8 protein-coding genes are annotated in these 7,504 nt (G+C 65.2%); 3 read left to right on the top strand and 5 right to left on the bottom strand.

Annotation, left to right across the window (positions count from 1 at the left end):
• On the bottom strand, nt 1–402 hold a 402-nt coding region (locus tag AC1D00_RS18125), incomplete at its 3' end, for an FAD-dependent oxidoreductase (protein WP_477011594.1).
• Nucleotides 403–628: 226 nt separating this feature from the next.
• Here AC1D00_RS18125 and AC1D00_RS18120 point away from each other — a divergent pair.
• Nucleotides 629–1,423, top strand: coding sequence for an enoyl-CoA hydratase/isomerase family protein (locus AC1D00_RS18120; protein ID WP_477011593.1), 795 nt, complete (start codon nt 629–631; stop codon nt 1,421–1,423).
• Nucleotides 1,420–2,025 carry a histidine phosphatase family protein gene (locus tag AC1D00_RS18115; RefSeq protein ID WP_477011592.1) on the top strand — a complete coding sequence of 202 codons (606 nt, stop codon included), beginning with the start codon at nt 1,420–1,422 and terminating at the stop codon, nt 2,023–2,025. The genes AC1D00_RS18120 and AC1D00_RS18115 overlap by 4 nt, the downstream gene beginning before the upstream one ends.
• Here AC1D00_RS18115 and AC1D00_RS18110 read toward each other — a convergent pair.
• The 4 genes from AC1D00_RS18110 to AC1D00_RS18095 all read right to left on the bottom strand — a co-directional run bounded on the left by AC1D00_RS18110 (nt 1,985) and on the right by AC1D00_RS18095 (nt 6,866).
• On the bottom strand, nt 1,985–3,325 hold the full coding sequence (locus AC1D00_RS18110; RefSeq protein WP_135178463.1) for a TRAP transporter large permease: 1,341 nt from the start codon (nt 3,323–3,325) through the stop codon (nt 1,985–1,987). The two genes, AC1D00_RS18115 and AC1D00_RS18110, sit on opposite strands and share 41 nt — an antisense overlap.
• Nucleotides 3,322–3,900: a TRAP transporter small permease gene (locus tag AC1D00_RS18105; RefSeq protein ID WP_477011591.1), complete on the bottom strand. Its 579-nt coding sequence runs from the start codon at nt 3,898–3,900 to the stop codon at nt 3,322–3,324. The genes AC1D00_RS18110 and AC1D00_RS18105 overlap by 4 nt, the downstream gene beginning before the upstream one ends.
• Nucleotides 3,901–4,091: 191 nt before the next feature.
• Nucleotides 4,092–5,087 carry a TRAP transporter substrate-binding protein gene (locus AC1D00_RS18100; RefSeq protein WP_135178465.1) on the bottom strand — a complete coding sequence of 332 codons (996 nt, stop codon included), beginning with the start codon at nt 5,085–5,087 and terminating at the stop codon, nt 4,092–4,094.
• A gap of 60 nt (nt 5,088–5,147) precedes the next feature.
• A complete protein-coding gene (locus AC1D00_RS18095) occupies nt 5,148–6,866 on the bottom strand; it encodes an IlvD/Edd family dehydratase (protein ID WP_477011590.1) in 1,719 nt (572 codons plus the stop codon).
• Between the two features lie 174 nt (nt 6,867–7,040).
• Between AC1D00_RS18095 and AC1D00_RS18090 the strand changes: the two genes are divergently transcribed.
• On the top strand, nt 7,041–7,504 hold a 464-nt coding region (locus AC1D00_RS18090), incomplete at its 3' end, for a GntR family transcriptional regulator (protein WP_477011589.1).

Genomic DNA, 7,504 nt, shown 5'->3' with positions numbered 1-7,504 from the left:
GCTGTCGTCGAGGATGCGCAGATATTTGACGTCGGGCAAGTTGGCGTTGGGCAGATCGAGCAGCCGGTTGCGCGCGCCGGTCGCCAGCACGAGATGGCCGTAGGGAAGCGTCTCGCCCGAGGCGAGGAGGACCTTGCGCCCGGCGCGGTCGATCGACACCGCGCGGCCGGCGATCAGCTCGATCTTCTGGTCCGCATAGAATTTCTCCGGCCGGAACATCAGGCTCTCCGGTCCGGCGGAGCCCTTGATGTAGGCCTTGGACAAAGGCGGCCGCTGATAAGGCAGGTGCGCCTCGTCATTGATCAGGCAGACGCGATCGGAAAAACCGGCCTGCCGCAGGGATGCCGCAGCCTGGTAGCCACCATGGCCGGCGCCGACAATGATCACCGGACCGCCAGTCATTGGAACAGCCCACTTCCGGAGACACGAGCGTGACCCATGTCGTCTCCTCTCACGCTGATATTGGCTTGGCTAGCCCAGGAGGAGCCGGCGCTCGTGTCCGTCCCTCAACAAAGGCGGCCCTATTTGAGCCTATCGTTCCGCCCAGCGCAAGGGCGGCGCGCGGGGATTGTCTCCCCTCGCCTTCTGCGATTTAGTCGCACCAACCACCTCATGCCGGGGATTTCCAATGCCAGCTCCCACCTCCCACCCCGATGATCCGGCCTTGCTGCGGATCGACGGTCCGATCGCGACCATCACACTCAACCGCCCTGCCGCGTTCAACTCGATCAACCTGGCGATTGCACAAAAGCTCGAACAGCTCGCGTCCTATCTCGAAGGCGACGACGCCATCAGGGTCGTGGTGATCGAGGGCGAAGGCCGCGCCTTCTCGGCCGGCGGCGATTTGCAGACGATTGGAGCTGCGGCCGAAGCGGGCACGGTGACGCCGGTGGTCGGCGAGCTGCTCAAGCATTATCACGCCTTCATCGAGACCATCCGGCGCATGCCGAAACTGTCGCTATCCAGCGTCCACGGCTCGGCCGCCGGCGCCGGCATGGGCCTCGCCTTCGTCACCGATCTCTGCATCGCCGCGGAGGACGCCAGGTTCACGTCGGCCTATGCCAAGATCGGGGTGTCGCCGGACGGCGGCTCGACGGTCGGCATCGTCGGCACGGTCGGCTCCCGCCGCGCGCTCCAGATCTTCTTGTCAGAGGACAATTTTACCGCGCAGCAGGCCTACGAATGGGGCCTGGTCGCGAAGATCGTTCCCGCGACCGAGCTGAAGGCGGCGACGCGGCAGTTCGCCGAACGTCTCGCGCAGAACCCGCCTGCCGCGATCGCCGGCACCAAGTCGCTGGTCTACCAGGCTGCCACGACGCCGGTGAAACAGCAGCTCGACGCCGAGGAGCACAGGATCGTCATGGCGATGAACACGGAGGAGTTTCGGCTCGCCGTGAAGAAGTTCACGAGCAAGTCGAAGTGACACCCGCGCGCACCTTCTACGGGCTTCGCCACGGCGCGACCGACTGGAATCGCGAGGGACGCTTCCAGGGGCGGACCGACAATCCGCTGAACGAGGACGGTCTGCGGCAAGCGCATGAGGCCGTGGATATGCTGCGCGGCGCCGGCATCAGCCGCATCGTGGCGAGCCCCCTGGCCCGCGCGGCGCGAACGGCCGAGATCATCGCGGACGCGATCTCGGTGCCGCTCGCGATCGACGACGGCATCATCGAGTTCGACTTCGGAAGCTTTGAAGGCCTCCCCGTTCGCGACCTCATGATCAAGCACGGCGTCAACTCGGCGACGGGCCTCGTCTCGATCCTGCCCGCCGATGGCGAGAGCTGGGACGCCATGACCGCACGGTCGCTCGCTTGCGTCTCCGCCTGGCTCGACCGTCATCCCGGCGACAATCTGCTGTTCGTCTGCCACGACGCCGTGATGCAGGGCATGGCAAACGCGCTGTGCGGCAGCTACTTCAAGAACAGCCACGGCACGCCGTTCCGTTACGTGCGCGAGCAGGCGCAATGGCGGATCGAGCAGGTCGCTATTGCGGGCAGATATAGCCCGTCCCCGCCGGCGACTTGAAGCAGCCGACCGACTCGGGGAGCACCTGCCGCGGCAGCCAAAGCACGACGCTCGGGAAATAGATCGCGAACGTGATCGTTGCCAGGAACACCACATAGATCGGCAACGCGGCGCGCAAGGCCTTGGCAAAGCTGATGCCGACGAATTTCGACGCCATCAGCAGCACCAGGCCATAAGGCGGCGTGATCAGGCCGAAGGCGAGCGTGGCGATCAGCACCACGCCCATATGCACGGCATTGATGTCGCCCGCCTCGGTCAGCGTGTTGACCAGCGGCATGAAGATGATGATCGTCGGCACCGGCTCGATGAAGTCGCCGACCACGGTGAACAGCAGCACCATCAGCAGCATGATCAGGTGCGGATCGTGGCCGGCAATCGAGGTGATCACTTCTGCGATGTAGCTCGCGCCACGCAAGTAAGCGAGCATCCAGCCGAAGGCGTTGGCGGCACCGATGGTGATCAGCGGCAGCGAGAAGATCAGCCCGGCGAGACAGAAATCATAGGGGATCTTCCTGAAGTGGCCGCGGTTGAGCGCGGGGATGACCACGAGGACGATCCAGACCACGGCGACGACGCCGGCCTCCGTCGGCGTGAACCAGCCGGTCAGGATGCCGCCGAGCAGGATCACCGGGATCATCAGCGGCAGGGCCGCATCGCCCGCCGCGAACACCACCTGCCGCAGCGGCGCGCGCGGCTTGCGCAGGCCCGAGGGGCCGAAGAAATAGCAGTAGATCATCAGGCCGAAGCCGATCATCAGACCCGGCACCACGCCCGCCATGAACAGGCCGGCGATCGAGACGTTGCCGACGGCGCCATAGACCACCGCCGTGATGCTCGGCGGCACCAGCGCCGCGATCGTCGAGGCGGATGCGATGATCGCGGCGATGAAGGCGGGCTCGTAGCCCTCGCGCTTCATCGGGCCGCCCAGCGCGCGGCTCATCACCGCGACGTCGGCGGTGGTCGAGCCCGACATCTCCGAGAAGAACATGCTGAAGACGACGACCACCTGYGACAGCCCGCCCCTGATGTGCCCGACCAGCGACACCGACAGGTTCGCGATCCGCACCACCACATTGGCCGAGCTCATGAGCTCGCCGACCAGCAGGAAGAACGGGATCGCCAGCAGCGCCTCGGAATCGACGCCGTCGAAGATCTTCTGGATGATGGCGGCGAGCGACACGTCCGACAGGATCGCGCCGATGAAGACGCCGGCCATCAGCGAGAACGGCACGGGCACGCCCAGATAGCCGAAGGACAGGAAGCAGATCGACATCAACGCCAGGACGACAGGTGCGCTCACGGCTGCGCCCTCATCTGTGCGTCGGTCACGACGGACGCTGTGTCCTCGTCCGGCGGCTCGGGATGGTCAAAGCCGTTGCGCAGGCCGTTGACGAGCTGTTCGATGGTGAAGAGGCCGATCAGCACGCCCGAGAGCGGGATGATCGCGTAGAGCGAAGCGATCGGCGTGCCCGACGGCAGGCGAAAACTACCGAAGCCGCGCAGATAGTTCTGGTAGCCGTACCAGATCAGGCAGAAGGCGACGCCGAGCACGACCAGGCGGATGATGACTTCGACGATCAGCCGTGGCGTGCCGTGCATCGCCTCGGAGATCGCGGTGAGATAGAGGTGATCGTTGCGCCGCGTCGCAGCCGCCGTGCCGACGAAGATCGCGTAGATGAACAGCGTCGAGGTGACTTCCTGAAGCCACAGCCAGGGATGGCCGATGGTGCGGGTGACGATGTCGGCGGTGACCGACAGCGAGAAGCCGAAGCACAGCACGCCGCAGAGAATCATCAGCGCAAGCTCGAGCCAGTCGAGCCCGCGCCATTTCAGGTGGCGTTGGCGCTGAACGAGCAGTTTGTCGGCGATGGGCATTTGCGTCCTCGTCATCCCGTAGCTAGCCCGTGTGACAGCTGGGAAGCTGCCGATCGTGCTCGGCCTGCATGGTTCGAGACGCCCGCTTTGGCGGTCTCCTCACCATGAGGGTCTAAAATCTCGCCGCAAAGCGAGACCTCATCCTGAGGGCCCGCCGCAGGCGGGCGTCTCGAAGGATGGCCGCGGGCGACCTAATTGATCGACCGGATCAAATTCTTAATCTTCTCGGCATGCGGGCCGAGCTCCTTGGCGAGCTTGTCGAGATAGGGATCGGCGATCGTCGTAAAACTCTTCTTGTCGACGTTGTCGACGATCTTGACGCCCATCTTCTTCAGCTTGTCGGCCGCGGTGCGCTCGAGGTCGAACGCCTTCTGCGGCTCCTTGGTGCTGATCTCGTTGGCCGCCGCCTGCACCCACCCCTTCTGCTCCGCCGACAGGCTCTGCCAGAGCTTGTCGGAGATGAACACCAGCGCGTTGTTGGCTTCGTGCTCGGTGATGTTGAGGACCGGCGCGACCTCGTAGTGCTTGTTGACGAGGTAGACGTTGATGCTGTTCTCGGCGACGTCGACCACGCCGGTCTGCAGCGAAGTATAGACGCTGCCGAACGGCATGTGCACGGTCTGGGCGCCATAGGCGGGGAACATCAAGTCCTCGGTCGCGGTCGCCTGGACGCGGACCTTCAGGCCCTTGACGTCGCCGACATTGTGGATTTCCCGCCTGCTGTACATGTGGCGCACGCCCTGCGAGCCGGTCGCGATCACGTGCAGGCCCTGCGTGGTCTCGTCGATCATGGTCCTGAGCGCTTCGAACACGCGGGGATCGGCCAGCCCCTTGACCGCGTGGTTCTCGTCGCGGAACAGGAAGTGCAGCGACATCACGCCGGCCTGCGGCGAGATCGTCGCGGTGTTGGCCGAGGAGATGATCGCGAATTCGACGTCGCCGGCTTTGACGAGCTGGAGCACCTGCGGCTCCTGCCCGAGCTGCGCGCCCGGGTACTGGTCGATGATCATGGTGCCCTTGCTCAATTCCTTGAGCTTGTCGGCAAAGAGGTCGCCCGCGATCGAATAGCCGGTGTTGCGCGGCTGGTCATAGGCGAAGCGATAATGCTTCACCTCCTGCGCCGACGCGCCCGTGACGAACAGAACAGCGGCCGTTGCCGCCAGCCCAAGCATGGATCGTGCAATCATCGTTTCCCCCTGTTTTATCGCCCGCCGCTTCAGCGGTCTGAGCGTTCGTTCGGGTGGCGGTCACCCCTTCTCGGTCTGCTTCCCAGTCCTCTGCATGAAATCGAAATCGCAGCCCTCGTCGGCCTGCGTGATGGTCTCGTTGTACAGCCAGGCGTAGCCGCGCCGCGCCTCCTCGGGCGCAGCCGCCGGCTTCAAGGCGGCGCGCCGCCGTTCCAGCTCGGCGGCATCGACCAGCAGCTCGATGCTGCGCTTGGCAACATCCAGCCGGATCATGTCGCCGTTCTTCACTAGCGCCAGCGGCCCGCCGACGGCGGATTCCGGCGTGATGTGGAGCACGATGGTGCCGAACGCCGTGCCGCTCATGCGCGCGTCGGAAATACGCACCATGTCCTTGGTGCCGCCGCGCGCGAGCTTCTTCGGGATCGGCAGATAGCCCGCCTCCGGCATGCCCGGCGCGCCCTTCGGGCCGGCGTTGCGCAGCACCAGCACGTCGTCGGCGGTCACGTCGAGATCGGGATCGTCGACCCGCAAGGTCATGTCCTCGACGGATTCGAACACCACCGCCCGCCCCGTATGCTGCAACAGCTTCGGGCTCGCGGCGGATTGCTTGATGACCGCGCCGCGCGGGGCGAGATTGCCGTGCAGGACGGCGAGGCCGCCTTCCTTCTTGATCGGATTGTCGCGCGGACGGATCGCGTCCTGGCCGGGCACGTCTTCCGCATACGCCGCGATATCGCGCAGCGTCTGACCGGTGATGGTCTTCGCGTCGAGATCGACGAGATCGCCGAGCTGCGCCAGCAGTTTCGGCACGCCGCCGGCGTGATGGAAATGCTCCATGTAGTGCTCGCCCGACGGCTTGAGATCGACCAGTACCGGCACCTCGCGGCCGATCTGATCGAACACTTCGAGATCGAGCCGGTGCGGCGAGCGATGCGCCATCGCCGTCAGATGGATCAGGCCGTTGGTCGAGCCGCCGATCGCCTGGAGCACGACCTGCGCGTTCTTGAAAGATGCCGGAGTCAGCAGCTCGCTCGGCTTCGGCCCCTTGGTCTTGGCCATTTCGGCCGCAACCCGGCCGCTGGCCTCCGCAAGACGGAAGCGTTCGGCATGCGGCGCCGGGATCGTCGCGCTCATCGGCAGCGACAGCCCCATGGCCTCGATCATGCAGGCCATGGTGGAGGCCGTGCCCATCACCATGCAGGTGCCGACCGACGGCGCAAGACGGCCGTTGACCGCCTCGATCTCGGCGTCGTCGATGTCGCCGGCGCGATATTTCGCCCACAGCCGGCGGCAATCGGTGCAGGCGCCCAGCACCTCGCCCTTGTGATGGCCGACCACCATGGGGCCAACGGGGATGACCACGGTCGGCAGGTCGGCGCTGATCGCCGCCATCACCTGGGCCGGCAGCGTCTTGTCGCAGCCGCCGATCACGATCACCGAATCCATCGGCTGGGCCCGGATCATCTCCTCGGTGTCCATCGCCATCAGATTGCGCAGATACATCGAGGTCGGATGCGCAAAGCTCTCGGCGATCGAGATGGTGGGAAACACGAACGGCATCGCGCCCGACAGCATCACGCCGCGCTTGGCGGCCTCGATGATCTGGGGGACGTTGCCGTGGCAGGGATTGTAGTCGCTATAGGTGTTGGTGATGCCGACGATCGGGCGCTCCAGCGCGTCGTCGGAATAGCCCATGGCCTTGATGAACGCCTTGCGCAGGAACAGCGAGAAGCCGGCATCGCCATAGCTCGTCAGACCCTTGCGCAAGCCACTCGTCATCATGCCACTCCATTCACCTTGCCATTGTCGTACAGCCTGTCCCTCGATTGTCAATAAGATAGGCGCGTATCCGGCAATTTCTGGATTGTCGCACCGCCGAACGACCGGATTATTGACAATCTGGGCCTTCCCTGCTCCACAGGACAGACCGGCACGGGGCCGGAGGCCGAGGGGATGCCCGAGAATCACACCGCAGACAGCATGACGGTCCGGCGCGACGATCCGGACGACGTGGTCGCGCGGCTGGAGGAGGACATCATCTTCGGCCGGCTCGCGCCGGGCGCACGCCTGACCGAGGACGCGCTGATGTCGGCTTACGGCACCTCGCGGCACTTCGTGCGGCAGGCGCTGGTGGATGCCGAGCGGCGCGGCATCGTTCGCCGCGAGAAGAATGTCGGCGCCACCGTGCGGTTCTATTCGGCTGACGAGGTCCGGCAGATCTACGAGGTCCGGGAGATGCTGACCCGGCAGGCGGCGCTGATGATCCCCCTGCCCGCACCGCAAGGCCTGATCGACGAGCTGACCGCGCTACAGCGGCAATATTGCGCGAAGGCGGACATGCAGGATCTGCGCGGCATCCACGAGGCCAACGACGCCTTCCACCTCGCGCTGTTTTCCGCCTGCGGCAATCCCTATCT

It is taken from the genome of Bradyrhizobium sp. P2_E8, from assembly GCF_056403875.1.
This window is presented reverse-complemented; position numbering and strand designations above follow the sequence as displayed.